We start from the raw sequence: 24,057 nt of genomic DNA, 5'->3' as shown, positions 1-24,057 counted from the left end.
ATGGCCAGCATTCCCCGCAGCGCATATGCCGAGATGTTCGGTCCCACCACGGGCGACCGCATCCGCCTGGCCGACACGGAACTGTTCATCGAGATCGAGCATGACTATGCGATCTACGGCGAAGAGGTGAAATTCGGCGGCGGCAAGGTGATCCGCGACGGCATGGGCCAGTCGCAGCGCTGCGCGGCCGAGGTGATGGATACCGTCATCACGAATGCCGTCATCCTCGACCACTGGGGCATCGTGAAGGCCGACATCGGCTTGAAAAACGGCCTGATTTTCGGCATCGGCAAGGCGGGCAACCCGGACATCCAGCCGGGCGTGACCCTGGCCATCGGCGGCGCCACCGAGATCATCGCGGGCGAAGGCATGATCGTCACGGCCGGCGGCGTCGACACGCACATCCACTTCATCTGCCCGCAGCAGATCGAGGAAGCCCTGATGAGCGGCGTGACCACCATGCTGGGCGGCGGCACGGGACCGGCCGTGGGCACGGCCGCCACCACCTGCACGCCGGGACCGTGGCATCTGCACGCGATGCTGGCGGCCGCCGACGCCTTTCCCATGAATCTGGGCTTCATGGGCAAAGGCAACGTCAGCCTGCCGCTGCCCCTGGAAGAGCAGGTGCGTGCGGGCGCCATCGGCCTGAAGCTGCACGAGGACTGGGGCAGCACGCCGGCCGCCATCGACAATTGCCTGTCCGTTGCCGACCGCATGGATATCCAGGTGGCGCTGCACAGCGACACGCTCAACGAGGGCGGCTTCCTCGAGCACACCCTGGCCGCCTTCAAGGACCGCACCATCCACACGTTTCACACGGAAGGGGCGGGCGGCGGCCATGCGCCCGACATCATCGCCGCCGTGGGCCAGTCCAACGTGCTGCCCTCGTCGACCAACCCCACGCGCCCGTTCACCGTCAACACGCTCGACGAGCACCTGGACATGCTGATGGTGTGCCATCACCTGGACCCGGCCATTGCGGAAGACGTGGCCTTTGCCGAGTCGCGCATCCGCCGCGAAACCATCGCCGCGGAAGACATCCTGCACGACATCGGCGCCATTTCCATGATGTCGTCCGACTCGCAAGCCATGGGCAGGGTGGGCGAAGTGATCATGCGCACCTGGCAGACGGCGCACAAGATGAAGGTGCAGCGGGGCGCGCTGGCGCCCGACACGGCGCGCAGCGACAACTTCCGCGCCAAGCGCTACATCGCCAAGTACACGATCAACCCCGCCATCACGCACGGGATTTCGCACGTGGTCGGCTCCATCGAGGCGGGCAAGATCGCCGATATCGTGCTGTGGAAGCCGGCCTTCTTCGGCGTCAAGCCGTCGATGATTTTAAAAGGCGGCATGATCGCCGCCGCGCAGATGGGCGACCCGAACGCGTCTATCCCCACGCCCCAGCCCGTGCACTACCGCATGATGTTCGGCGCCTTCGGCGGCGGCCTGAAAAAGTCGTTTACGTTCGTGTCGCAGGCAGCCTGCGAGCTCGATATCGGCCACCAGCTCAAACTGAACAAATCCGTCATCGCCGTGAAGAACATGCGCGGCTTGCGCAAGGCCGACATGATCCACAACGGCGCCACGCCGCACATGGAAGTGGACCCGGAAACCTATGCCGTGCGCGCCGACGGCCAGCTGCTCGTGTGCGAGGCGGCGTCCGTGCTGCCCATGGCGCAGCGCTATTTTCTATTTTAGGCAGGAGACAAGCATGCTCACATTGCATACCAAACTGGCGGCTGACGATGGCCGCGCCGCCGTTGCCCAACTGGTGCTGCCCTACGACCAGCGCGAAAAATGCCGGCTGCGTGCCGTGCTGTCGAATGGCGAGGACGTCGCCGTGTTCACCGTGCGCGGCACGGTGCTGCGCGACGGCGAGCGCATGACGGGACCGGAAGGGCAGGTGGTGCAGATCGTCGCCGCGCGCGAACCGACCTACCTGGTGCGCTGCCTCGATGCGCATACCCTGCTGCGCTGCGCTTTCCACCTGGGGAACCGCCATACGCAGGCGCAGGTGGGTGACGGCTTTTTGCGCATCCGCAAGGACGTGGTGCTCAAGGAGATGCTGGAGGGCTTGCAGGCGACGGTGACGGAAGAAAGCGCGCCGTTCGAGCCCGAGGCGGGCGCGTATGGCGGCGGCCATGGCCACCACGACGGCCACGGCCAACATTTGCTGGCGCCCGTGCCGCTGCGGCAGAAAATCCACCGTCCCGGTGATACGCCGGGCAGCGCGTGATGCAGGCGTCGGCGCTGCTGCATCTGCTGCAGTTCGCCAGCCCGGCCTTGCCGATCGGCGCCTACAGCTATTCGCAGGGGCTGGAGGCGGCGCTGGAATCGGGCCAGGTGACGGATGCGGCCACGGCGCGCGGCTGGATCGCCCAGCACCTGGCGCAGGTGGTGGCGCGCTGGGAAGCACCGCTGTGCTGGCGCTTGATGCAGGCGTTCGCAGCGCAGGACCTGGGCGCCGTGCAGCGCTGGAGCGAGCGTTTCATCGCTTCGCGCGACACGGCGGAATTTCGCGCCGAGACCATCCAGATGGGCTATTCGCTGACCAAGTTGCTGGCCGAACTGGGCGTGGCTGACGGCGTCTTGATCGACATGCTGCAGGGCGAGCCGGAAGTGGCGCTGCCCACCGCGTATGCGTGCGCCGTGGCGGCGCTGGCCATCCCGCGCGAAGAGGCGCTGCTGGCCATGCTGTTTGCCTGGGCGGAAAACCAGGTGCTCGTGTGCGTGAAATCCGTGCCGCTGGGGCAGGTGGCGGGCCAGCGGCTATTGCTGTCGCTGCGGCCCGACCTGGAAGCGGCCGCGCTGACGGCGCAAACGCTACACGACGACGAGATGGGCAACTGGGCGCCGGGCCTGTCCTTGCTGTCGATGCGGCACGAAGTGCAGTACAGCCGGCTGTACCGTTCCTGAATAATTTTATGAGAGAGCAAACATGACCTCAATACCATCCAATCCCCTGCGCGTGGGCATCGGCGGGCCCGTCGGCTCGGGCAAGACGGCGCTGTGCGAAATGCTGTGCAAGGGCATGCGCGAGCGCTACGACATGGCCGTCATCACGAATGACATCTACACCAAGGAAGACATGGAAATCCTGCTGCGCGCCGACGCCTTGCCGGCCGAGCGCCTGATGGGCGTGGAGACGGGCGGCTGCCCGCATACGGCCATCCGCGAAGACGCATCCATCAACCTGGAAGCGATCGCGCGCATGCAGGCCGATTTTCCGAATCTCGACTTGATCCTGGTCGAATCGGGCGGGGACAATCTGGCCGCCACCTTCAGCCCGGAACTGTCGGACCTGACGATTTACGTGATCGACGTGGCGGGCGGCGAAAAAATCCCGCGCAAGGGAGGGCCCGGCATCACGCGCTCGGATTTGCTCATCATCAACAAGACGGACCTGGCGCCGTATGTGGGCGCCAACCTGGACATCATGGCCCAGGATGCGAAACGCATGCGCGGCGAACGTCCCTTCGTGTTTACCAACCTGCGCAGCGGCGACGGCGTGCAGGTCGTGATCGATTTTATCCGCGAGCAAGGTTTGCTCGACCAACCAGGCGAGGAGCTGCAATGAATGCAAGACTGATGACGAAAACGGCTGCCGCAGCCGCGCTGTGCCTGCTGGCCTTGCCTGCCATGGCCCACCCCGGCCACGGCGAGAGTGCCGGCTTCCTGGCCGGTTTCGCCCATCCGTTCACGGGCATCGACCATTTGCTGGCCATGCTGGGTGTGGGCATCTGGGGCGGCCAGCAGCGGAGCGGCCTGGCCCAGCCCGCCACCTTTCTCGGCATGATGCTGCTGGGCGCGCTGGCCGGCATGGCGGGCTTGCGTGTTCCCGGGCTGGAAACAGGCATTGCCGCCACGGTGGCGCTGGTGGGGCTGGCCATCGCGCTGGCGCTGGCCGTGCCGAACTGGCTGGGCATGCTGCTCGTGGGCGTGTTTGCACTCGCGCACGGCAATGCGCATGGCCAGGAATTGCCGGCCGCTTCGGCCGCGTGCGGCTTCCTGCTGGCGTCGGCCATGCTGCTGTTTGCGGGACGTTTCGTCGGCCAGGTACTGGCCGAGCGCGTGCTGCGCCTGGCCGGCGTGGCCTTGACGGCCGCCGGCGTGGTGTTGATGGGGATGAATTAAGCGCCGGGGCGCTTCTCGGACAGCACGATGGGCGCCGCCTTTTCCGGGTGCAAGCCCTGGTGGCCCGCGTACACGGCGGCGATGGCGGCCATGTCGGCGTCCTTGTCGCCCGTCAAATAGAGATGGTCGACAACGCCCAGCACCTTGTTCGGGTAGTCTATGTACACCAGCAACAGCGGTACCTTGGCGGCCAGGGCCAGGTGATAGAAGCCGCTTTTCCAGTTCGGACGGTAGCTGCGCGTCGCTTCCGGCGTGATGGCCAGCCAGTACCAGTCGGCCGCCTGCATGCGTTCGGCCTGGCGCTGGATGGTGCCGCTGGTGGTGCTGCGGTCGACGGGTTCTCCGCCCAGGTAGCGCAGCACCTTGCCCATGGGGCCGCGGAACAGGGAGTCCTTGGCCAGCCAGCGGAACGGCAGGGACAGCGCCCATTTGCCGAACAGGCCCACCATGAAATCCCAGTTCGACGTGTGCGGATAGACGACGGCGATGCCGCGCGGTCCCGGCAGGGGACGGAAGCGCATGCGCCAGCCAAACAGATGCAGCACGCGCAGCGCGCAGCGCTGGTGCCAGGTCGGCAAGTCGCCCGCTTGTACAAATAAATCGTCCATTGATACCCTTCAGTGACACTGTTCTTAATGGGATGGCGCTGGTGGCCATTTTCCTTGAAGCAAAAATTCTGCGCAGGCATTCTATACGGGGCTGGCGGTGGCGACAAGCAGCCGAGGCCGCTATTCATGCGGTGTCGGGACGGGTGCTGCTGCTATTTTAACCATGCTTGCGCACTGTGTCGGGCACTAAGTGCGCCCAATGTGGTCAAAACTTGATGCAGTGCTGATCCACCAGACATGGAGCCGTGGCATGAAAAACAGTAGCGAGGATGTGGTTGAAGAGTATGTCCGAACGGACAAAGTGATGGCCGAGCTCGTCGAGCGGGGTGTGGCGTTTCATCACGCCCTGGGCAGGACGGTGGCGACGGCTTACCTGCGCGAGCATGCCGTGCCGGCCGACGTGATACGCCGTGTCTTCAGCAGCGTGCAGGCGCGCCGTCCGGCCCGGCCGGCACGGCGCCGATGGCGCTGAATGCGCTGAAGGGCGGGGGAACGGCACCCAAAATACGGCGGCGGGCGCCACGCGCACCACGCAGTTTGTTGCGTTGATGCTGTGGCGTCCGCCGCCTGGGGGATGCGCAGCCAGCTGCTGCCCGCAGTGCTGTCGCCTTGCGCGCTGTCTTTGGGCGCTGTGCGCTGTTGCTGAAGCCTGAGCCTGAGCCTGAGCTTAAGCCTGAGCCTGAGCTTAAGCCTGGGCCGCCAGTGCCGGATAGTCCGTGTAGCCGGCAGCATCGGGCGCGTACAGGGTGTCCGCATTCAGCGGATTCAATGGCGCGTCGCTGTGCAGGCGGATGGGCAGGTCGGGGTTGGCGATGAACCACAGGCCAAAGGCCACGGCGTCCGCTTCGCCCTTGGCCAGCAGGGTTTCGGCCGCCGCCTTGTCCATTTTCTCGTTGGCAATGTAGACGCCGCCGAATTCCTGTTTCAGGTAAGGGCCCAGGCGGTCTTCGCCCAGCGCTTCGCGCGCGCAGATGAAGGCGATGCCGCGCTTGCCCAGTTCGCGTGCCACATAGCCGAAAGTGGCGCGCGGGTCGGAATCGCCCATGTCGTGCGCATCGCGGCGCGGCGCCAGGTGCATGCCCACCTTGTCGGCGCCCCAGACTTCGATGCACGCATCCGTCACTTCCAGCATCAGGCGGGCGCGGTTTTCAATCGACCCGCCGTAGTTGTCGGTGCGCAAGTTGGTGCTGTCTTGCAGGAACTGGTCGAGCAGGTAACCGTTGGCGCCATGGATTTCCACGCCGTCGAAGCCCGCTTTTTTTGCATTCTCGGCGCCCAGGCGGTAGGCTGCCACGATGCCGGGAATTTCTTCCGTATCGAGCGCGCGCGGCGTGACGAATTCCTGTTTCGGGCGCACCAGGCTCACGTGGCCGGCCGGCTTGACGGCGCTGGGCGCCACGGGCAGGTCGCCATCGAGGAAGACGGGCGCGGAAATGCGGCCCACATGCCACAGCTGCAGCACGATCAGACCGCCTGCGTCATGCACGGCCTTGGTAATCTGCTTCCAGCCTTCCACCTGTTCTTCGGACCAGATGCCGGGCGTGTCGGCATAGCCCACGCCCTGCGGCGTGACGGCCGTCGCTTCCGAGATGATCATGCCGGCCGACGCGCGCTGCGTGTAGTACTCGGCCATGAGGGCGTTGGGCACGCGGCCCGGGTTGCCGGCGCGCGAACGCGTCAGCGGCGCCATGATGATGCGGTTTTTCAGTTGCAGGCTGCCAATGGTGATGGGATCGAATAAAGTTGCCATGATTGTCATTTCCTTGTGGGGGCCGGTCAGGCGGCGTTGAGACGGGAGGTGCTTACAAACCTTGCTGCATGTGTTCGAGGAAGGCCTGGATAATGGCTTCATTGCGGCTGAAGAAACTCCATTGCCCCACTTTTGTTGCTGAAATCAGGCCCGCCTTTTGCAGGATGGCCAGGTGCGCCGACACCGTCGATTGCGACAGATTCAGGCGGCGGTCGATCAGGCCGGCGCACACGCCCAGGTGCAGCGGGTGGTCCTGTTCCTGAAAATGCTGCTCCGGCTCTTTCAGCCATTGCAGAATCTGCCGGCGCACCGGGTTGGCCAGCGCCTTGTGGATGGCGTCGATATCCATGTTGTTTCTCCTGAACATATAATTCGCTTTTCAACGATGTATATATCGTAGTTGTTCAATTCTAATATCGCTGTTTTACGATATATCTATCTTACGATATAAATGAAAAGCGTGCTGGCGGCGCCCGTTTTTTTGGGGGGGCGTCAGGCGGGAAGGGGATTGCGCTGCAGTACGGCCGGGCCCGTCAGCACGATGCGCACCAGGTCCACCTGGCGCTGGGCGCCGGCCTTGGCGGTGGCGCTCTTGATCTGCGTGCGCGCCGTATGGATGGAAATGCGCTGGCGATCGGCGTATTCCTGCAAGGAATAGCCGTTGACGAGCGCTTCCGTCAGGCGCGCCTCGGCCACCGTCATGCCGTAGAAATTGCGCAGGGTGGCCGCCAGCGAGGTGATCAGGTCGCTGCTGTCGCTGAGGAAAACGGCGATGGCGCTGGCCGCGCCGAACGGGCTGTGCCAGGACGGCAGGGGCGTGACGCGCAGGCGCAGCTGTTCGCCCGTCAATCCGTTCAGCTTGAGTACGCCGCCGGGGCCGCCTGCTGCTGCCGTGCCCGTTTGCGCCGCCTCGTGCAGCAGGCGCCGCAGCGCGCCGTTGTCCGCTTCGCGCGGGCAATACAGGGGCGCGCCTTCGCGCAGCTGCAGCAGCCGCGTCGCAGCCGTCATGGCCAGCGCTCGTTCGTTGGCGTACAGCAATTGCGACGTGGCATCCAGCAGCAGCACGCCGAACGGCAGCAGTTCCAGTACCTGGGTGGAGCTCTGGGACAGCATTTCCAGCCGGCGCAGCTTGCGCTGCAAGGCAAAAGCCGTTTGCAGGTGCGGCATCAGCGTGCGGATCAGCGCCAGCTCGCCCCCGTCGTAGGCGCCGGCCTGTTCGCGGCGCACCACGGTGACATTCGTGGAGCGCTCGGCGCGCAGCTCGACGATGGCCGCCGCCGTATAAAAGATGTCTTGCGGGCGCAGCCAGTCCGTCCAGTATTCGGTTTTCTTCAGGCAATGGTCGGGAAACAGCATGGAGCCGGTGACGACGGCCCCTTCGCGGTGCAGGGTGGCGTCTTCCAGCCACACATTACGCGCGCCGTAATAACTGGCAAAGCTGGCAAGGGCGTGCGCTTCGAAGCCATACGTGGCGGCCAGGCCGCTGCCCGGTAGCTGGACGTCGACCGAGCGGTTGCTGAAATCATTGGCCCAGATCAAGCCCGCGTGCGACTGCAGCTGTTGCGCAAAGGCGGCCAGGAAATGCGACCAGGCGCCATGCCGCGTGGCCGCGTCGTAGATCAGGGTAATCAGCGCCTGGCTGGCGACGGCGAGCGATGGCGTCATAGGCAATCCTCATGGCGGCAAGCGGTGGACAAGACAAAGGGGGCCGCCGCGGCGGCCATCCTCCTTAACGCGATTCCAGCCAGGTCTTGCCGCCCGCCGTGCACGTGCTGAGGCTGGCGTACTGGCTCACATAGTTATAGCCGCTGCCGCAGCCGCCTTCGCCGGATTTGACGGGGCCGTAGCAAGCGCCTTCATAGCTGAGCTTACCATTGACGGTCGTGCTTTTGACGCAGAAATTGTAGTTGCTTGCCGTGCTGTTGTTGGGCAAGGTGGTGCCATTGTTCTGGCCGCAACCGAGTTCCTTGCTCACGGCGCGCGCGTAGTCGACCATTTTCTGGTAGGTGCCGCTGTAGTAGGTGTCGGCCGTGGTTTTCTGCCCCTGTTTGCAGGCGGCCACCACGCTGTCGTAGCCGGAGTCCGCCTGGTTGTAATTGCCCGATACCTGGACGCCGCAGGCGCTGGCCTGCTTGCGTTCCGCATCGCCGATCAGGTTGGTGTATTGGCAGTTTGCCGACGTGCCGCCGCTGCCGCCGGCACTGCTGGAGCCGCTGCCCGAGCCACTGTCGCTGCCGCCACCGCCGCAGGCGGACAGCATGAGGCAGCCGAGCAAGGTGACGGCAAAGGTGGTTGGATGTGCGTGCATGATTTCCCCTGTGGACGATTACTTGTCACCATGTGTCTGGTGGTATCTTTTTTATTGCTACAAGGAATTGTATCGGGCATGTTTTTTGGAAACATCACCCATTTGGGGTATGCGCAGGCGGAGGGTGTGACGGCCGGCAGGCCGCCCCGGCAGGATCAGGCAAAGTGGTGCAGCAGCAAGGCGATGACGGCAGGCACCGTTTGCAGGTAGAGGATGCGCGTCATGACGGTGAGCGCGCCCCACACGCCGGCCACGGCGATGCAGGCCAGGCCGAAGACGGTGAATGCATGGGCGATGGCGGCGTCCGGGTAAAAAAAGCCCAGCGCCAGCGCGGCGACGAGAAAACCGTTGTAGCAGCCCTGGTTGGACATGGCGGGACGCACGATCTCCGCCTTTTCCTTGGACAGGCCAAAGACCTTGCGTCCGCGCGCATCGAACAGCACGGTTTCCAGCAGCACGATGTAGACGTGCAGCAGCAGGATGAGGGCGGTAAGAACCTGGGCCAGAGTGTGCATCGTCGCTCCTGAATGGTTGAGATGCAGTGATTATGCGGCCAGCAGCATGTTTTTTGGCAACTTTTGACTGGAGTGGCGGCACTAGAAAAATGTGCTTGCGGCAAGAGTTTTCACCCGATGGTATACTTTTCCCTTTGCTCCTGTGGGGACGACCCCGCTCGATGACGGGGCTGCATGGCGGGGACGACCCTGCCGCCTCAGGAGAAGTCTATGGCGTGGATCATTTTGGTATTGGCTGGCTTGCTGGAAATCGGCTGGGCCATCGGCCTCAAATACAGCGCCGGTTTTACCCGCCCCCTGCCATCCGTACTGACCGCCATTTCCATGCTGGGCAGCGTGGTGATGCTGGGCCTAGCCTTGCGCACCTTGCCGCTGGGCACGGCGTATGCGATCTGGACGGGCATCGGCACCGTGGGCACGGCCATCTTCGGCATCATGGTGCTGGGCGAGCCGGCCAGCGCCGCGCGCATTGCCTGCATCGCGCTGATCGTGTCCGGTATCCTGGGCTTGAAGCTGCTCAGCCCGCAGTAAGGCCGTTTTCCTGAAACGCCCTGCGCCGTTGCGCCGCCCTGATCGAACAGGCGGCGGGCGGGCAGGGCGTTGTTGTTTTTATTTACCTTGAAAGGACTGTCGCATGAGCCTCGCCATGACGTATTTCTACCTGGCCATCGCCATCATCGCCGAAGTCATCGCCACCAGCGCCTTGAAGGCGTCCGACGGTTTCAGCCGTCTGGTGCCCAGTATCATCACCGTGATTGGCTACGGCATTGCCTTCTGGTGCCTGTCGCTGACCTTGAAGGTCATTCCTACCGGCATCGTGTACGCGATCTGGTCCGGCGTGGGCATCGTGCTCATTTCCGCCGTGGGCTGGTTCTGGTTCAAGCAAAGCCTGGACACGCCGGCCTTGATCGGCCTGGGGCTGATCATTGCCGGCGTGCTTGTCATCAACTTGTTTTCCAAGTCGGTGGGCCACTAAGAGCCTATCCCAGCAGATGAATACATCCGCTGCTGGCGCGCCTCAGGAGCGGGGACCTGCACTGATCGTCGTCGCGTGGCTCGCCACGCGTCCTCCTCACGCCTTGTCCGCCCTCCTGATGAACTGCCAGCAGATGACGCTCCCTGCTGGAACAGGCCCTAATCAAAAGCTGCTGGCCACCCGCGCCAGGTAATACCACTCGGCATTGGCTTGCGCGTTGACGTCCGGGAACAGGATGTAGGCGTCGAATTCGGCCGTCACGGGCGTGCCGTCCGCGCGCACGCCGATCTGCTCGCCCTGTTGTACCTTGTCAAAGCTGGACCAGGTCTTGATGAAGCGGTCGTCTGCATGCAGCTTGTCGTGCACGACGACCATGTTCAGCGCTTCCATGTCGGCATCCGCGATGGCTTGCGGCTGCGGCGCGTCGATGAAGCCCAGGAAGGCGAGGGTGTTCATGATGGCGCGGTAAGCCACGTCCGGCGCGGCCGGGTCCGCGTGCTGGCCGCATTCCAGGGTCAGGGCGTAGCCGCCTGTCGAGCGCATGTATTCCGTCGTGCCCACGCCATAGCGCAAGACCAGGCCCACCTGGTCGCTATTGCCCAGGCGGCGCTGCACGCCCTGGCCATAGGCATGCAGCCAGCCGTCGACGAAGCGGCGCACGCCCAGGCGGCGAGCCAGTGCGCGTTCCTTGTCTTCATGCTTGAACGGTTGCAGCGGACCATCGTTGTTGCGCGGTCCCACCATCACGAAAGGCTGGCTGTCGGCATTGAACGAGTGCAAGTCCAGCAGCACGTCGTGCTGGCCCAGCAGCGGGCACAGCCAATTGGCGATGCGGTCTTCGAAATCCTGCGGATTGTCGTTCGGGAACAGATTGCGGTTCAGGTTGCGGTCGCCGCTGCGCACGCCCTTGGCGTAGGCCAGCGGATTGGTGATGGGCACGAAGGTGACGCTGCCGGCCACGATGGAGAGGGCACCGCTGTCGAGTTCAGCCATCACGCGGTGGATGCCCTTGGTGCCGCAGGTTTCATTGCCGTGCACGGCGCCCGTGACGATCAGGCGCGGGCCGCTGCCTTGGCCCGTGTAGTTGATGGACTTGAAGTGGAGTGCGCTGCTCATGCTGGACATATCCTATGCTGTTGCGGGAAGGGAAAGCGGGGTCGGCATATTTTAGCGGGATTCGCGGCAGGCGCCCGCAAAAATGTGGCCATGCCGCCCTCTGGCGTGGCATGATCGGCGCCACCGTTGTTTTCCCTTGCTGATATTCATGCCGTCTTCCCCATCTTCCCTGCGCCTGTCCGGCCTCGATACCTTGCGCGCGCTGGCCATCGTGCTCGTATTCATGAATCATTATTTGCTGTTCGTCAGCGACGGCGGGGCATTCGGTTTCTGGGGAGAGATCGGCTGGACGGGCGTGGACCTGTTCTTTGCCCTCAGCGGCTATTTGATCGGCAACCAGATCTTTGCTGCCCTGCGCAGCGCGCACGGATTTTCCTTGCCCCGTTTCTATGCGCGGCGCTTTCTGCGCACCTTGCCCAATTTCTATGTCGTGCTGGCCCTGTATTATTTGTGGCCCGCGTTTCGCGGCGACAGCGCGCTGCTGCCGCTGTGGAAATTCCTGACGTTTACGCAAAACATCAACCTGACGCCGGGCACGGCGTTTTCCCATGCCTGGTCCTTGTGCGTGGAAGAGCAGTTCTACGTGCTGCTGCCCGCCGTGGCGCTGCTGATTGCCGCCTGCCGCAAGTCGCTGCTGTGGGCGTGGCTGGCCGTGGCCGCCAGCTTTATCGTGGGCATGCTGCTGCGCGCGTATCTGTGGGAGGAATATGTGCACGTGCCGCGCGGCGGCCTCGGCTATTACAAGTACATTTACTATGCCTCGTGGTGCCGCTTCGACGAGCTGGTGGCGGGCGTGGCGCTGGCGCTGCTGAAAAATTACCACCCGGCCGCGTGGGCGCGTCTCACGTCGCACGGCAATCGCACCTTGCTGGCGGGAATGGCCGGGACGGCGCTGATGTTTTATGTGTTTCTGACCGATCACTATGGCTATTGGGTGACTGTGTTCGGCTATCCAGCCCTGGCTGCCAGTTTTGCCTTGCTGCTGGTCGCTGCGCTGAGCCCCGCCAGTCTGCTGTACCGGGTGCGCGTGCCGGGCGCGGCCAGTCTGGCCCTGTGGTCGTATGCGATCTATTTGCTGCACAAGCAGTTGTGCATCGTGCTGCGTCCCGTGCTGCAGGATCTTGGCTACGGGCCGGACAGCCTGCCTGCCATGCTGGTCATGATTATTCTCAGCATCGCCACGGGCTGGCTCTTATATAGCGTGGTGGAAACGCCGTTCATGCGCTGGCGGGCGCGCTATGTGCCCGCCAATCATGCGTGAAGACTACATGTCGATCACGTCGAGCCCCCGTGGCGTGCCTACCAGCAATTCCAGGATGGCATGCACGCGCAGGTTCGTGTCTTCCTGCTCCGTGTTGTAGATCAGTGTGCGCAAGCCGGGCACGGCTTCCGTGATGTGCTCGCTGGCATAGGCATTGATCAGCAACAACACCAGGTCCGTGGCGCCCGCGCCGGGCTGGCGCCGCAGCCGGTCGTGGATCACGTTCAGCAGCGCCCGCTGCATTCGCGGCGTGGGATTGGCGATATAGGCGAAGACGCTCGGCGTGTTGGCGATGGCCGCGCAGATGCGCCGTTCCATCTCGTCGGGTTTGACGTCGGAAGCGATATCGAAGTACGCCGCATTCCAGCGCGTGCGCGCATACGGATGGCCGGGAGGGAAGGAGTCGGCCGTTTCGAAACCGCAGACGCGGCTCAGGGTTTTCAGCCAGGCTAATAAGGTGGAGTTCATGCCCCGATTCTAGCGGCATTCCAGGTGTCCCGGGCCCACTCCATATAAAGGAGGCTGACGCCCGGAGAAATGATTAAAGTTTCCTGCAAAACAGCCCTTGTCATTCTGGGAAAGCCTCTCTATAATGCTGGTCTTCGGGGCGGTTAGTTCAGCTGGTTAGAATACTTGGTCGACATCCAAGGGGTCGGGGATTCGAATTCCTCACCGCCCACCAGAATTTTGCAGTAGATGGTTTTTAAGCTGGCGCAAGCCGCAAGCGGTCATTTGAAATACAATGATCAACAAAAGTTTTACGGGCGGTTAGTTCAGCTGGTTAGAATACTTGGTCGACATCCAAGGGGTCGGGGATTCGAATTCCTCACCGCCCACCAGAATGCAGTTAGAGAGAAAGGTAAAACCGGTTATGACACCGCGAACTACTACCAAGCTTTGGGAGTGACGCTAGTCGAACGGGTTTCCTTTGTCTCAAGAAAGTGAAAAACGCGGCTAGTCCGCGTTTTTTTGCGTCTGCGTTTTCCTTTCAGTTATTTTACCCATCACTCATTGCAGTTTTACCTGGCGCCAGCGCCGATATGGAGATCAATATGCTTACAATCCGACTTCCCGATGGTTCCGCCCGTCAATTTGACGGCCCGGTCACCGTGGCCCAGGTTGCGGCCAATATTGGTACCGGCCTGGCCAAAGCTGCCCTGGCGGGCAAGGTCGACGGCAAGCTGGTCGACACCTCCTATCTGATCGAGCAAGACGCGGAACTGGCGATTGTCACGGACAAGGATGCCGATGGTCTGGAAGTGATCCGCCACTCGACGGCCCACTTGCTGGCGTACGCCGTCAAGGAATTGTTCCCGGAAGCGCAAGTGACCATCGGTCCCGTGATCGACAACGGCTTTTACTATGACTTCGCCTACAAGCGCCCGTTCACGCCGGAAGATCTGACGGCGATCGAAAAGAAAATGGCGGAACTGGCCAAGAAGGACGAGCAAGTCACGCGCAAGGTTGTGGCCCGCGACGAAGCCATCGAATACTTCAAGGGCATCGGCGAAGCGTACAAGGCTGAGCTGATCGGCTCGATCCCGGCCGACCAGGAAGTGTCGCTGTATTCCGAAGGCAAGTTCACGGACTTGTGCCGCGGCCCCCACGTGCCATCGACGGGCAAGCTGAAAGTGTTCAAGCTGATGAAGCTGGCCGGCGCCTACTGGCGCGGCGACTCGAAAAACGAGATGCTGCAGCGTATCTATGGCACGGCCTGGGCCAAGAAGGAAGACCAGGAACTGTATCTGCACAACCTGGAAGAGGCGGAAAAGCGCGATCACCGCAAACTGGGCAAGCAGCTCGATTTCTTCCATTTCCAGGAAGAAGCGCCGGGCCTGATCTTCTGGCACCCGAAAGGCTGGTCGATCTGGCAGCAGGTTGAGCAATACATGCGCAATGTGTACCAGGTCAACGGCTACCAGGAAGTCAAGGCGCCGCAGATTCTCGACCGTGGCCTGTGGGAAAAAACCGGCCACTGGGATAATTATCGTGAAAACATGTTCATCACGGAATCGGAAAACCGTGCCTATGCGCTGAAACCGATGAATTGCCCTGGCCATATCCAGATTTTCAACAATGGCATGCGCAGCTACCGCGACTTGCCATTGCGCTACGGCGAATTCGGCCAATGCCACCGCAACGAGCCATCGGGCGCCTTGCACGGCATGATGCGCGTGCGCGGCTTTACGCAGGATGACGGCCACATCTTCTGCCTGGAAGAGCAGATCGCCGGCGAAGTGACGGCGTTCCACCAGCAGGCGATGGATGTGTACACGGCTTTCGGCTTTACGAATATCGATGTGAAACTGGCCTTGCGTCCCGATAACCGCATCGGTACGGAAGAGTCGTGGGATTTTGCCGAGGAATCCCTGCGTTCGGCCCTGCGCGCCTGTGGCGTGGAATGGACGGAATTGCCGGGCGAGGGCGCATTCTACGGTCCGAAGATCGAATACCACCTGAAAGACAGCCTGGGCCGCGCATGGCAAGTGGGTACCGTGCAGATCGACCCGTCGATGCCGGGCCGTCTGGGTGCCGAATACGTGGCCGTGGACAACACGCGCCAGGTGCCCATCATGCTGCACCGCGCGATCGTGGGTTCGCTGGAACGTTTCATCGGCATCCTGATCGAACACTATGCGGGCGCCATGCCGCTGTGGTTGTCGCCAGTGCAAGTGTCGGTGTTGAATATTTCCGACGCTCAAGCTGATTATGTACAAGAAGTAACAACAAAACTGCGCAAAGCGGGGCTGCGCGTACAGGCTGATTTGCGTAACGAGAAGATTACCTATAAAATACGTGAACATTCCGTACAAAAATTGCCTTACATCTTAGTGATTGGCGACAAAGAGCGGGATGCGAATACAGTGGCCGTGCGGGCGCGGGGCAATGTCGATCTGGGCGTCATGTCCGTCGATGCCCTGATAGAGCGACTCAAACATGAAGTCGACACCAAGGCCTGACGAGGAAACTCGCTGCACGACCGTCTTACAAGATTTTTAAAGGAAATTACAATAGCTACTGACAAGTCACATCGCATCAATGGCGAAATCACTGCCCCTGAAATGCGTTTAAGCGGGGTCGATAACGAGCCACTCGGTATCGTAAGTTTGGCTGAAGCCTTCCGCCTGGCGGAAGAGGCAAACGTCGACCTGGTGGAAATTGCGCCTACCGCGCAGCCACCGGTGTGCCGTTTGATGGACTACGGTAAATTTAAGTATTCGGAGCAAAAGAAAGCTCACGAAGCCAAATTGAAGCAAAAGATCATCCTCGTGAAGGAAGTCAAATTCCGTCCGGGGACTGATGATGGTGACTACAATATCAAGTTGCGTAATCTCATCAAGTTCCTTGAGGATGGCGATAAAACCAAAATCACGCTGCGTTTCCGCGGTCGTGAAATGGCGCATCAGGATATTGGCTTCCGCATGCTGGAACGTCTGAAAGCCGATCTGGAGCCGTACGGTCAGGTCGAGCAGTTCCCGAAGATGGAAGGCCGCCAAATGATCATGGTTCTTTCGCCTAAGAGGAAGAAGTAAGTTACAATAGCGTTTTACTGTGGGTGGAAACTGCGCGTGCCAGCATTGGCGCGACGTCAAACCCCAGGCAGAATTTGCGCGGCCCGGCCAGTAATGTCCGGGCCGCGCAAACTGTAGTGGACTCGCATCCGCTGCACAACATGTGAAAGCAGGCATCTAAGCGCAGCGTCGTGTTGCCACCTGCAATCCTGTTATAAATGGAGCTGTCCGTAAGAGGACAGATTGCTATGCCTAAAATGAAGACCAAAAGCTCCGCGAAAAAACGTTTTCGCGTGCGTCCAGGTGGAACAGTCAAGTCGGGTCACGCGTTCAAACGCCACATCCTGACCAAGAAAACCACCAAAAACAAACGTCAGTTGCGCGGTACCCGTAACATCAACGCATCGGATGTCACATCCGTCATGCGCATGATGCCGACTGCTTAATCTCACACTCAATTTAAGGAGTTACTATGCCTAGAGTAAAACGTGGGGTTACAGCTCGTGCCCGTCATAAGAAGATTCTTGTTCAAGCTAAAGGCTACCGTGGTCGCCGCAGCCGTGTATACCGTGTTGCCAAGCAAGCAGTTATGCGCGCTGGCCAATACGCTTACCGCGATCGCCGCAACAAGAAGCGCGTTTTCCGCCGCCTGTGGATCGCCCGTATCAACGCTGCTTCCCGTGAGCATGGCGTAACGTACAGCGTATTCATGAACGGCTTGAAAAAAGCAAATATCGAACTGGACCGTAAAGTCCTGGCCGATATGGCTGTGATGGACAAGCCAGCATTCGCTGCGATTGTCAACGCAGTTAAAGCAAAAATCGCTGCGTAAGCACGGTCATTGCACAACGTCATCCGCAGGGTGACGTTATAAAGAGCGGGGCAGAGGTGTGAACCTTATGCCCCGTTTCCGTTTTTGATTGTTGGATTTTAGATAACTGAGTCCAGAATTGATGTCCAAAACAGGAAATGCCGCATGAACTCCCTAGAAGAACTCGTCGTCTCGGCCCAGGCTGACTTTATCGCCGCCGCAGACGCTGCCGCACTTGAAAACGCCAAAGCCCGCTACCTGGGCAAGACTGGCCAGATTACTGAAATGATGAAGGGCCTGGGCAAGCTGGACCCGGACGCGCGCAAGGCGCAGGGCGCCCTGATCAACGCCGTCAAAGTGCAGATCGAGGACGCGCTGACGGCGCGCCGTGATGCGCTGGCCGATGCCCAGATGCAAGGCCGTCTGAACGCCGAAGCGATCGACGTGACCCTGCCAGGCCGTGGCCGCATGCCCGGCGGCATCCATCCCGTGATGCGCACGTGGGAGCGGGTCGAGGAAATCTTCCGCTCCATCGGTTTCGACGTGGCCGACGGCCCCGAAATCGAGAACGACTGGACCAATTTCACGGCGCTCAACAGCCCGGAAAACCACCCAGCCCGTTCCATGCAGGATACGTTCTACATCGATGGCAACGACACCGATGGCAAGCCCTTGCTGCTGCGCACGCACACGAGCCCGATGCAGGTGCGCTATGCGCGCACGCACACGCCGCCGATCAAGGTCATCGCGCCGGGCCGCACCTACCGCGTCGACAGCGACGCCACCCATTCGCCCATGTTCCACCAGGTCGAAGGCCTGTGGATCGCCGAAGATATCAGCTTTGCCGACCTGAAGGGCGTGTACCTGAATTTCGTCAAGGCCTTCTTCGAGACGGACGACCTGCAAGTGCGCTTCCGTCCGTCGTACTTCCCGTTTACGGAACCGTCGGCCGAGATCGACATCGCCTTCGGTTCGGGCCCGCTGAAAGGCCGCTGGCTGGAAGTGTCTGGCGCCGGCCAGGTACATCCGACCGTGGTGAAGAACTTCGGCCTCGATCCCGAGAAATTCATCGGTTTTGCTTTCGGCTCCGGCCTGGAACGCTTGACGATGCTGCGTTACGGCATCAACGACCTGCGTCTGTTTTATGAAGGCGACTTGCGTTTCCTGAAGCAGTTCAACTAAGCATTGTTCCGTTTGATTCATGGCGCTTGAGCGCCTGTGCGCTCGCGCTGTGAGCTTTGACCCTTTGAAGGCTTGATTATGCAATTTTCCGAAAACTGGCTCCGTACCATGGTCGATCCGAAGATGACTTCGGACGAACTGGCCCATCTGCTGACCATGTCCGGTCTCGAAGTCGAGGACGTCGATCCTGTCGCCCCGCCGTTCTCGAACGTGGTGGTGGGCCTGGTCCTGGAGATGGAAAAACATCCGAATGCGGACCGCCTGAATGTGTGCCAGGTCGATGTCGGCACGGGCACCATGCTCAACATCGTTTGCGGCGCGCCGAATGTGCGCCCGGGCTTGAAAGTCGTGTGCGCGATGGCGGGTGCCGTGCTGCCCCCTGGCGCCGATGGCAAGCCGTTTGAAATCAAGGTAGGCCAGCTGCGCGGCGTCGAGTCGCAAGGCATGCTGTGCTCCGCGCGCGAATTGAAATTGTCGGAAGAAAACGCCGGCTTGATGGAATTGCCGGACGACGCGCCGATCGGCCAGAATTTCCGCGATTACTTTGCGCTCAACGACTTGAAATTCACCATCAAGTTGACGCCAAACAAGGCGGACTGCCTGTCCGTGCTGGGCGTGGCGCGCGAAGTGTCGGCGCTCACGGGCGTGCCCCTGAATACGCCGCAGTTCCGCACCGTGCCGGTGTCCAGCGATGAAGTGTTGCCAGTGAAAGTCAGCGCGCCGAACCTGTGCGGCCGTTTCACGGGCCGCGTCATCCGCGGCTTGAACGCCAGGGCAGCCACGCCGGACTGGATGAAGCAGCGCCTCGAGCGCAGCGGCCAGCGTCCGCTGTCGGCCCTGGTCGACATTTCCAACTATGTCATGCTGGAACTGGGCCGTCCCAGCCACGTGTTTGATTTGGCGAAGATCCACGGCAGCCTGGACGTGCGCTGGGGCAAGGCGGGCGAGTCCGTCAAGCTGTTGAACGGCAACACCATTGCCGTCGACGAGTGGCTCGGCGTCATTGCCGATGACCAGGAAATCGAATCGCTGGCCGGCATCATGGGCGGCGACGCCAGTTCCGTTTCGGACGATACGGACAGCATCTACCTGGAAGCGGCATTCTGGTGGCCGAACGCGATTCAAGGCCGCGCACGCCGCCTGAATTTCTCCACCGATGCGGCGCACCGCTTCGAGCGCGGCGTCGATTTCGCCACCACCGTCGAGCACATCGAGCGCATCACGGCCTTGATCGTGGAAATCTGCGGCACGCCGGCCACGACCGTCGGCCCCGTCGATGACCACGTGGTGAACTTGCCGCAGCGCCAGCCTGTGACGATGCGCACGGCGCGCGCGCAAAAAGTCATCGGCGTGCCGCTCAACGACGAGCTGATCGCCGATATCTTCACGCGCCTGGCCCTGCCATTCACCCTGGCCGACGGCGTGTTTTCCGTGACGTCGCCCAGCTATCGTTTCGACATCGAGATCGAGGAAGACTTGATCGAGGAAGTGGCGCGCGTATATGGTTTTGAAAACATCCCGACCTTGCCGCCCGTGGCCGCAAACGTGATGCAGATTGCACCAGAAAATACCCGCTCCTTGTTTGCGGTGCGTCATGAGCTGGCTGACCTGGGTTTCCAGGAAGTGGTTAACATGAGCTTTGTCGATACGGCATGGGAGCGCGATTTCTCGGGCAATACGAACCCGATCAAATTGCAGAACCCGATCGCCAGCCAGATGAGCGTGATGCGCTCCTCGCTGATCGGCAGCCTGATCGCCAATGTGCGCTACAACCTGAACCGCAAGACGAACCGCGTGCGTATCTTCGAAGTGGGCGCCATCTACCAGCGCGACGACAGCGTGGAAAACGGTCCCTTGTCGGTGGCAGGCTACGCGCAGCCAAAACGCGTGGCGGCCATGGCCTACGGCGCGGTGGCGGACGAGCAGTGGGGCCAGGCTGCACGCACGGTCGACTTCTTCGACGTGAAGGCGGATCTGGAAGCGCTGTTTGCGCCCCTGGTCTTGCGTTTCACCAAGGCGGAGCATCCGGCCCTGCATCCGGGCCGTTCGGCCAACGTGGAACTCGATGGCAAGGTCATCGGTTTCATCGGCGAACTGCACCCGCGCTGGATGCAAAAGTATGACTTGCCGCTGGCGCCCGTGCTGTTCGAAGTCGACGCTGCTGCCCTGACGCAACGCATCGTGCCCGTGTACCAGGAAATCTCGAAATTCCCTGGCGCCAGCCGCGACCTGGCCGTCGTCGTCAAGCAATCGGTGGCTGTGCAGGATCTGCTCGACAGCTTTCACGCCGCCGCCAAGGCGAGCCCGGCAGCGCGTATCGTGCAAGCCATTGTTTTATTTGATGAATATCGTGGAAAAGGGCTGGAAGCGGATGAAAAAAGCCTTGCTTTCCGGATTAGCTTGCAAGATACTCAAAACACCCTGCAAGACGATGTCGTCGATGGCCTGATGGCTGTCCTGATCGATGCGGCCAAGCAGGGCCACGACGCGAAATTGCGTTCGTAATTACCGGATCGGCCGTCGCCCAGCGTGACGGCCTTTCCGTCGTCAACCGTAGACGAGCTTGCCATGTGGCGGGCTCGGGCGCACAGAAAAGGCAGGGCAGGAAAATTAATAATAGCGACGTTGATTCCGCCGTACTGCAATCCGCACTGGCCGCCGATCTGCATCGGGCCATGCTGGTTGCCAAAGTGCGCCAGGAAGCGGAAAAAGATTTACCCACCTTGACCAAGGCGGAGCTGGCCGAACTGTTGTTCGAGCAAGTGGGCCTGAACAAGCGCGAAGCGAAAGATATGGTCGAGACCTTTTTCGACGAGATCCGCAATGCGCTGGAGCGGGGCGAGGCCGTCAAGTTGTCCGGTTTCGGCAATTTCCAGTTGCGCGACAAGCCGCAACGGCCGGGCCGCAATCCGAAGACGGGCGAAGAGATACCCATCACGGCACGCCGTGTCGTGACCTTTCATGCGAGCCAGAAGCTGAAAAGCATGGTCGAAGAGACCAGTCCGCTGGCCCGTGCTGCCTGAGTGAGTGGCGATGAACGAGCGCATCAGTAAAACCGAGTTGATCGCCTTGCCGCCCATTCCGGCGAAACGCTATTTCACGATCGGCGAGGTGAGCGAGTTGTGCGGCGTCAAACCGCATGTATTGCGCTACTGGGAGCAGGAGTTTTCCCAGCTCAAGCCGGTCAAACGACGTGGCAACCGCCGGTATTATCAGCACCATGAAGTGCTGTTGATACGCCGCATCCGCGAACTGCTGTACGAGCAGGGCTTTACCATCAGCGGCGCGCGCAACAAGCTCGATAGCCGTGGCGCATCGCATGCCGTCCCGGACGAATTGCCTGTGCTGCCGGCCTTGCCCGTCTTGCCGCAGGAAGCGCCGCTGGACCGCGTGTGGATACGGAATGAATTAATTGCGATTTTAAACTTGCTAAAATAAGATTTGTACCAATATAGGTCGGGTTGTCCGATACGGGCTGACCAAGCTGCATGGGCTTGCCGCCCGGGCGTTGCCGGTAACGTACGGTGCGTCATATTTTGAATATAATGTTAATGTTGCGTTTTTGTTAGTGACGCTGAACCGGAGCAGCGTTCAGGTTCCGGTAGTCTTTCCCAGGCCAGGAAAATTTAAGGGGAAACAATGATACGCGTTGCCATTTGTGATGATCACCAAATAGTACGAGCTGGATTCAAACAGATTTTTTCGTCGTCGAGCGATTTCAGTGTCGTGGCGGAAGCCGGTACGGGGCGCGAAGCGCTCGATATCGCCCGCCGCGAGATTTGCGATGTGCTGTTGCTCGATATCGCCATGCCCGACCAGAGCGGCATCGATACCCTGCGCACGATCCGCCAGGGCCAGCCGGAATTGCCCGTGCTGATACTGAGCGGCTATCCCGCGCAGCAATATGCATTGAACTTGTTCAAGATGGGCGCGAATGGCTATCTGAACAAGGAATGCGAAGCCGATGAGCTGATGACGGCCGTGCGCACCGTGTTCCAGGGGCGCCGCTACGTCAGCTCCACCGTGGGCGAATTGCTGGCGCAGTCGTTCGACCGCGACACGAACGCGGCCCTGCATACGGAATTGTCGGACCGCGAATTCCAGGTCTTTTTGCGCCTGGCGCGGGGCGCCACCGTGTCCGATATCGGTGTGGCCTTGTCGCTGAGCATCAAGACGGTGAGTACTTACCGTACGCGCATCATGGAAAAAATGGGCTTGCAATCCAACAGCGACTTGACCTATTACGCAATGAAAAACAATTTGCTTGACTAGCGTAGCGGTGCGATCATGGCAGCATGATCGCGCAGCCAGCTAGCCGGCACAACTTGATGTTGTGCAGTGCAGCAGTCTGTGGCGAGGATTATAATTGGCCGGCGCCGGCGCTTTTTCCCGCGCCGAACCTTGCTAAGGATGCACATCAGGATGTATTTCACCGTTGAACCGGCCCCGAATCACCGCCTGCCCCTCTACAAGACGATCCTGTGCGTGACTTGCGCCTTGTTGCTTGTACTCAATGGTTTCAGTCTCTTCCATAACCTGCAGTCGCTGAAGGGCACGAACGCCTTGCTCAGCCAGAGCGCCCGCGTGGCGGACCGCCTGCAGTATTTGAACGTGCTCGTGCTCGATGCGGAAAGCAGCTTGCGCGGCTATTTCATTTCCGGCTCCGAAACGTATCTGGGACCGTCGAAGACGGCTTCCACCGAAATCGAGAATGAATTCAACGAGCTGCAAACCTTGCTTGCGGGCAGTCCCACCCAGCTGAAAAACCTGGGCCAGCTGCAAAGCTTGATCCGTCGCAAGATGTCGATGCTGCAACAGTCGATCGAGGTCTACAAGCAGGGCGGGCTGGCCGAGATCGTCAACATTTCGCGCGTGACCGATGACCGCGCCACCATGGATGAAATCCGCCTGCAGGTGGTGATCATGACGCGCGAGCAGAATGAAGCGCTGTCGTCCGGCAGTGCCGCCTTTTATCATGAGTACCAGAAAGCCGTGCTGCTCGGCATCGGCATCAATGCCTTGGCCATCCTCGTGCTGATCATGTTCTACCAGCTGGTGCGGCGCAGCTTCCAGAACCGCGCGGCCGTCGAGTATGCTTTGCAAAATGCCAACGACACACTGGAATCGACGGTCAGCAAGCGCACGGAGCAGTTATCCGTGCTGTCGCGCCATTTGATCAGCGTCAACGAAGTGGAAAAGGCGCGCCTGGCGCGCGAGCTGCACGATGAGCTGGGCGCGAATCTGACGTCGATCAGCATGGACCTGGGCGCCGTCACGCAGCAACTGGCGCACACGCAGCCGGAACTGGCGGCACAATTGCGCCGCGCCAAGGCCACCTTGCTGGAAACGGTGGAACTCAAGCGCCGCATCGTCGAAGACCTGCGGCCCAGCCTGCTGGACAACCTGGGCCTGTGCGCCGCCATCGAAAGCTATTGCGAGGATTTTACGCGCATGAGTTCGGTGCGCTGCGATACGGACGTGGCCATCAATATCGACAACCGCGAAGCTACCCTGACGATCGCCCTGTTCCGCATCGTGCAGGAATCGCTGACGAACATCCTCAAATATGCGCGCGCCGGCATGGTCAGCGTGACCTTGAAGCGCAACGAGCATGGCCTGGTGCTGCGCGTGATCGACGACGGCATCGGCATCACGGAAGATGCCCTGCAAAAACCCATGTCGCACGGCTTGCTGGGCATGCGCGAGCGGGCCTTGCTGCTGGGCGGTACCCTGACCGTGCGCCAGGGGCCGGAAGGCAAGGGTACGTGCGTGGAAGCCGTGATTCCGCTGCCGCTGACGCCGGAGCCGGAAGACATCGACGCGGATGCCGAGGTGTAATTTTTCTTGAGATAAAAAAATTGAGACAAAAAAATGGCCGGGC

General features: G+C 61.1%; 27 protein-coding genes and 2 tRNA genes. 21 read left to right on the top strand and 8 right to left on the bottom strand.

The annotated features are described in order from the left end of the window. From ureC to GCN75_RS09900, 5 genes are read left to right on the top strand one after another with little or no spacing between them, the layout of a single operon-like run. Positions 1-1,701 carry an urease subunit alpha gene (ureC, locus tag GCN75_RS09920; RefSeq protein ID WP_152282377.1) on the top strand — a complete coding sequence of 567 codons (1,701 nt, stop codon included), beginning with the start codon at positions 1-3 and terminating at the stop codon, positions 1,699-1,701. Positions 1,702-1,714: 13 nt separating this feature from the next. After that, positions 1,715-2,239, top strand: coding sequence for an urease accessory protein UreE (gene ureE, locus GCN75_RS09915; protein WP_152282376.1), 525 nt, complete (start codon positions 1,715-1,717; stop codon positions 2,237-2,239). Further along, positions 2,239-2,919, top strand: coding sequence for an urease accessory protein UreF (locus GCN75_RS09910; protein WP_152282499.1), 681 nt, complete (start codon positions 2,239-2,241; stop codon positions 2,917-2,919). Before ureE ends, GCN75_RS09910 begins: the two co-directional genes overlap by 1 nt. Positions 2,920-2,941: 22 nt before the next feature. Continuing rightward, complete coding sequence (ureG, locus tag GCN75_RS09905) at positions 2,942-3,580, top strand: urease accessory protein UreG (protein WP_152282375.1); 639 nt, start codon at positions 2,942-2,944, stop codon at positions 3,578-3,580. Then, the gene (locus GCN75_RS09900) at positions 3,577-4,137 is read left to right on the top strand and encodes a HupE/UreJ family protein (RefSeq protein WP_226941252.1); all 561 of its coding nucleotides are present in this window, start codon (positions 3,577-3,579) and stop codon (positions 4,135-4,137) included. The genes ureG and GCN75_RS09900 overlap by 4 nt, the downstream gene beginning before the upstream one ends. Here GCN75_RS09900 and GCN75_RS09895 read toward each other — a convergent pair. Next, entirely contained in the window at positions 4,134-4,745 is a 612-nt protein-coding gene (locus tag GCN75_RS09895) for a 1-acyl-sn-glycerol-3-phosphate acyltransferase (RefSeq protein WP_152282374.1), read from the bottom strand. The two genes, GCN75_RS09900 and GCN75_RS09895, sit on opposite strands and share 4 nt — an antisense overlap. 250 nt (positions 4,746-4,995) lie before the next feature. Here GCN75_RS09895 and GCN75_RS09890 point away from each other — a divergent pair, with 250 nt between their 5' ends. Further along, positions 4,996-5,217 (top strand): hypothetical protein, encoded by a 222-nt coding sequence (locus GCN75_RS09890; protein ID WP_152282373.1) that lies wholly within the window; start codon positions 4,996-4,998, stop codon positions 5,215-5,217. Positions 5,218-5,430: 213 nt separating this feature from the next. Here the strand turns inward: GCN75_RS09890 and GCN75_RS09885 are convergent, their stop codons facing one another. The 5 genes from GCN75_RS09885 to GCN75_RS09865 all read right to left on the bottom strand — a co-directional run bounded on the left by GCN75_RS09885 (position 5,431) and on the right by GCN75_RS09865 (position 9,318). Next, entirely contained in the window at positions 5,431-6,495 is a 1,065-nt protein-coding gene (locus GCN75_RS09885; RefSeq protein ID WP_152258888.1) for an alkene reductase, read from the bottom strand. Positions 6,496-6,547: 52 nt separating this feature from the next. Continuing rightward, entirely contained in the window at positions 6,548-6,844 is a 297-nt protein-coding gene (locus GCN75_RS09880) for an ArsR/SmtB family transcription factor (RefSeq protein ID WP_152282372.1), read from the bottom strand. A 143-nt stretch (positions 6,845-6,987) separates the two neighbouring features. Next, entirely contained in the window at positions 6,988-8,160 is a 1,173-nt protein-coding gene (locus GCN75_RS09875; protein ID WP_152282371.1) for a helix-turn-helix transcriptional regulator, read from the bottom strand. 64 nt (positions 8,161-8,224) lie between these two features. Continuing rightward, positions 8,225-8,803, bottom strand: coding sequence for a hypothetical protein (locus tag GCN75_RS29145; RefSeq protein WP_193317438.1), 579 nt, complete (start codon positions 8,801-8,803; stop codon positions 8,225-8,227). A 155-nt stretch (positions 8,804-8,958) separates the two neighbouring features. Then, positions 8,959-9,318, bottom strand: a complete 360-nt coding sequence (locus GCN75_RS09865) for a DUF1304 domain-containing protein (RefSeq protein WP_152282370.1) — start codon at positions 9,316-9,318, stop codon at positions 8,959-8,961. A 210-nt stretch (positions 9,319-9,528) separates the two neighbouring features. Here GCN75_RS09865 and sugE point away from each other — a divergent pair, with 210 nt between their 5' ends. Together sugE and GCN75_RS09855 are read left to right on the top strand one after the other, a co-directional pair. Next, positions 9,529-9,849, top strand: a complete 321-nt coding sequence (gene sugE, locus GCN75_RS09860) for a quaternary ammonium compound efflux SMR transporter SugE (protein ID WP_152258884.1) — start codon at positions 9,529-9,531, stop codon at positions 9,847-9,849. A gap of 115 nt (positions 9,850-9,964) precedes the next feature. After that, positions 9,965-10,294, top strand: a complete 330-nt coding sequence (locus GCN75_RS09855) for an SMR family transporter (RefSeq protein ID WP_152282497.1) — start codon at positions 9,965-9,967, stop codon at positions 10,292-10,294. Positions 10,295-10,456: 162 nt separating this feature from the next. Here the strand turns inward: GCN75_RS09855 and GCN75_RS09850 are convergent, their stop codons facing one another. Next, positions 10,457-11,419 carry a M14 family metallopeptidase gene (locus tag GCN75_RS09850; protein ID WP_152282369.1) on the bottom strand — a complete coding sequence of 321 codons (963 nt, stop codon included), beginning with the start codon at positions 11,417-11,419 and terminating at the stop codon, positions 10,457-10,459. 139 nt (positions 11,420-11,558) lie between these two features. On the opposite strand from GCN75_RS09850, the gene GCN75_RS09845 reads away from it, so the two are divergent. Further along, entirely contained in the window at positions 11,559-12,671 is a 1,113-nt protein-coding gene (locus tag GCN75_RS09845) for an acyltransferase family protein (RefSeq protein WP_193317436.1), read from the top strand. 3 nt (positions 12,672-12,674) lie between these two features. Here the strand turns inward: GCN75_RS09845 and GCN75_RS09840 are convergent, their stop codons facing one another. After that, the gene (locus GCN75_RS09840) at positions 12,675-13,139 is read right to left on the bottom strand and encodes a hypothetical protein (protein ID WP_152282368.1); all 465 of its coding nucleotides are present in this window, start codon (positions 13,137-13,139) and stop codon (positions 12,675-12,677) included. 137 nt (positions 13,140-13,276) lie between these two features. Between GCN75_RS09840 and GCN75_RS09835 the strand changes: the two genes are divergently transcribed. The 12 genes from GCN75_RS09835 to GCN75_RS09780 all read left to right on the top strand — a co-directional run bounded on the left by GCN75_RS09835 (position 13,277) and on the right by GCN75_RS09780 (position 24,014). Continuing rightward, positions 13,277-13,353, top strand: a tRNA-Val gene (locus GCN75_RS09835). An 80-nt stretch (positions 13,354-13,433) separates the two neighbouring features. Beyond that, positions 13,434-13,510 (top strand) — tRNA-Val (locus GCN75_RS09830). A 213-nt stretch (positions 13,511-13,723) separates the two neighbouring features. Further along, positions 13,724-15,631 carry a threonine--tRNA ligase gene (gene thrS / locus GCN75_RS09825; RefSeq protein ID WP_152282367.1) on the top strand — a complete coding sequence of 636 codons (1,908 nt, stop codon included), beginning with the start codon at positions 13,724-13,726 and terminating at the stop codon, positions 15,629-15,631. 12 nt (positions 15,632-15,643) lie between these two features. Next, positions 15,644-16,204 carry a translation initiation factor IF-3 gene (gene infC, locus GCN75_RS09820; protein ID WP_405002799.1) on the top strand — a complete coding sequence of 187 codons (561 nt, stop codon included), beginning with the start codon at positions 15,644-15,646 and terminating at the stop codon, positions 16,202-16,204. Positions 16,205-16,431: 227 nt separating this feature from the next. Next, positions 16,432-16,629, top strand: a complete 198-nt coding sequence (gene rpmI / locus GCN75_RS09815) for a 50S ribosomal protein L35 (protein ID WP_038493025.1) — start codon at positions 16,432-16,434, stop codon at positions 16,627-16,629. Positions 16,630-16,655: 26 nt separating this feature from the next. After that, complete coding sequence (rplT, locus tag GCN75_RS09810) at positions 16,656-17,015, top strand: 50S ribosomal protein L20 (RefSeq protein ID WP_010399214.1); 360 nt, start codon at positions 16,656-16,658, stop codon at positions 17,013-17,015. Between the two features lie 144 nt (positions 17,016-17,159). Then, positions 17,160-18,176 (top strand): phenylalanine--tRNA ligase subunit alpha, encoded by a 1,017-nt coding sequence (gene pheS, locus GCN75_RS09805; protein WP_034751917.1) that lies wholly within the window; start codon positions 17,160-17,162, stop codon positions 18,174-18,176. Between the two features lie 78 nt (positions 18,177-18,254). After that, positions 18,255-20,681: a phenylalanine--tRNA ligase subunit beta gene (gene pheT / locus GCN75_RS09800; protein ID WP_152282365.1), complete on the top strand. Its 2,427-nt coding sequence runs from the start codon at positions 18,255-18,257 to the stop codon at positions 20,679-20,681. A 170-nt stretch (positions 20,682-20,851) separates the two neighbouring features. After that, complete coding sequence (locus GCN75_RS09795) at positions 20,852-21,199, top strand: integration host factor subunit alpha (protein ID WP_010399205.1); 348 nt, start codon at positions 20,852-20,854, stop codon at positions 21,197-21,199. Positions 21,200-21,209: 10 nt separating this feature from the next. Continuing rightward, positions 21,210-21,614, top strand: a complete 405-nt coding sequence (locus GCN75_RS09790) for a MerR family transcriptional regulator (protein WP_152258879.1) — start codon at positions 21,210-21,212, stop codon at positions 21,612-21,614. Between the two features lie 201 nt (positions 21,615-21,815). After that, positions 21,816-22,448 (top strand): response regulator, encoded by a 633-nt coding sequence (locus tag GCN75_RS09785; protein WP_034783185.1) that lies wholly within the window; start codon positions 21,816-21,818, stop codon positions 22,446-22,448. 150 nt (positions 22,449-22,598) lie between these two features. Then, the gene (locus GCN75_RS09780) at positions 22,599-24,014 is read left to right on the top strand and encodes a sensor histidine kinase (RefSeq protein ID WP_152282364.1); all 1,416 of its coding nucleotides are present in this window, start codon (positions 22,599-22,601) and stop codon (positions 24,012-24,014) included. Positions 24,015-24,057: the final 43 nt, after the last annotated feature.

The organism is Janthinobacterium violaceinigrum (genome assembly GCF_009208555.1).
Lineage (GTDB): Bacteria > Pseudomonadota > Gammaproteobacteria > Burkholderiales > Burkholderiaceae_D > Janthinobacterium > Janthinobacterium violaceinigrum.
Note: the sequence above shows the minus strand (reverse complement) of the source record. Positions and strands in the feature narration are given on the sequence as shown.